This is a genomic window from Phocaeicola sp. ICN-14070 (assembly GCF_037892625.1).
Taxonomy (GTDB): domain Bacteria; phylum Bacteroidota; class Bacteroidia; order Bacteroidales; family Bacteroidaceae; genus Phocaeicola; species Phocaeicola plebeius.
Window position 1 is genome coordinate 1 of record NZ_JBBKBF010000147.1, and the last position, 1,460, is coordinate 1,460.

At 39.9% G+C, this 1,460-nt stretch carries 2 protein-coding genes; both read left to right on the forward strand.

Annotated elements, in window-relative coordinates; translation table 11 throughout:
- A partial coding sequence (locus tag WKT20_RS17965) for an RHS repeat-associated core domain-containing protein (protein ID WP_340417856.1) occupies nucleotides 1–997 on the forward strand: 997 nt, incomplete at its 5' end.
- A gap of 12 nt (nucleotides 998–1,009) precedes the next feature.
- Nucleotides 1,010–1,450 carry a hypothetical protein gene (locus WKT20_RS17970; RefSeq protein WP_340417857.1) on the forward strand — a complete coding sequence of 147 codons (441 nt, stop codon included), beginning with the start codon at nucleotides 1,010–1,012 and terminating at the stop codon, nucleotides 1,448–1,450.
- Nucleotides 1,451–1,460: the final 10 nt, after the last annotated feature.

The window sequence follows — 1,460 nt, forward strand, 5'->3', positions numbered from 1 at the left end:
GGTGAGGACTCCCGACGACAGGACGGTCATATTCGGCTATGACGCCCTCGGCAGACGGGTGTCAAAGAGGACGGGCGACACCGTACACCGTTTCGGCTGGGACGGCAATGTGGTGCTGCACGAATGGGACATTGAGGAAGCCGACAGGCCGAAGCTCGTCACGGACGAGACCGGGCGCGAGGAATACGACGGAACGGAGAAGCCGGACAACCTTGTGACATGGGTGTATGACGGAACGTCGTTCACTCCTGTGGCGAAGGTCACGGACGGGGAACGCTACACGATAGTGCATGACTACCTCGGTACACCGACGCAGGCATACGACAGCAAGGGAGAACTTGTCTGGGAGATGCTGCTGGATGTGTACGGAGAGGTGAAGGAATGCCACGGAGACCGAACGCTCGTGCCGTTCAGATATCAGGGACAGTACGAGGATGAAGAAACGGGATTGTATTATAATAGGTTCAGGTACTACTCACCGGATATGGGGATGTACATTTCTTCTGACCCAATAGATCTTGCAGGAAATAATCCTACACTCTATGGATATGTGGAAGATGTAAACACATGGTTAGATATATTAGGACTAAGCGGATTCTTCAACCCGATTATATTTAATGCCCCATCAGGAAATACTCATATCGTTTATCAACAAGAAATAGATTGGAATTTACCTGTAAATACATCTGAAGGAGTTAAAACAAATTTGGAGTTAGCACAAATGGGAAGATCTCCGTTTATTGTGAAAAACGGAAAATATAGTCAAATAATCTTACATCATTCCAAGCAGAATGCAAAAGGTCCGCTTTTTGAATTGTCAGCTTCAACTCACCAAAAATATAAAGGTTCCAACGCATTACATCCATATGGAAATAAAAAACATCCTATAAATCCCGTTCAACATGATTATAATTGGGATGTTGATAGAGAAACTTATTGGATGCAAAGAGCCGAAGCTGAATTAAATTCAAGGAAAATAAATACAAATTGTCATTAAATATAGATTGATATGTTATCAGACAAAGTTAAAGATTTTTTTCGTCAAAAAGGATATATGCCTTTAAGTATTGAAGATAGACAACAATATGAAAGAATACTAATAAGTTTGGATATTCCATTAGATAGTGTGTTCGCTGAATTTAATTTAGCGACCTATGGTCCAACATTTATGAGTCGTGGATATGAACTATATAATGTTTGTTGGTTTAAAATGTATTCAGAAGATTTAGATTATGCTATTGAATCTGCGCGAAACGTATTAAAACTGCCTGATGAATATCTTCCATTAGATAGTTTTGAAGCGGAAAGTGGCTTTTTTTATAATAGAAAAACCGAAGCGGTTTTAAAAATAGAAATAGGTCAGGTTCTTGAGGATTTTCAAAATGGGAAATTGTCTCCACAATGGAAAGATTTTAATTCTTTTTTAGAATGGTATTTCAATATTGATTAATCATGAAAGT

What these genes read in the sequence shown, in the direction of transcription:
- WKT20_RS17970 (WP_340417857.1), top strand. Translation starts at nt 1,010, where the DNA reads ATGTTATCAGACAAAGTTAAAGATTTTTTTCGTCAAAAAGGATATATG.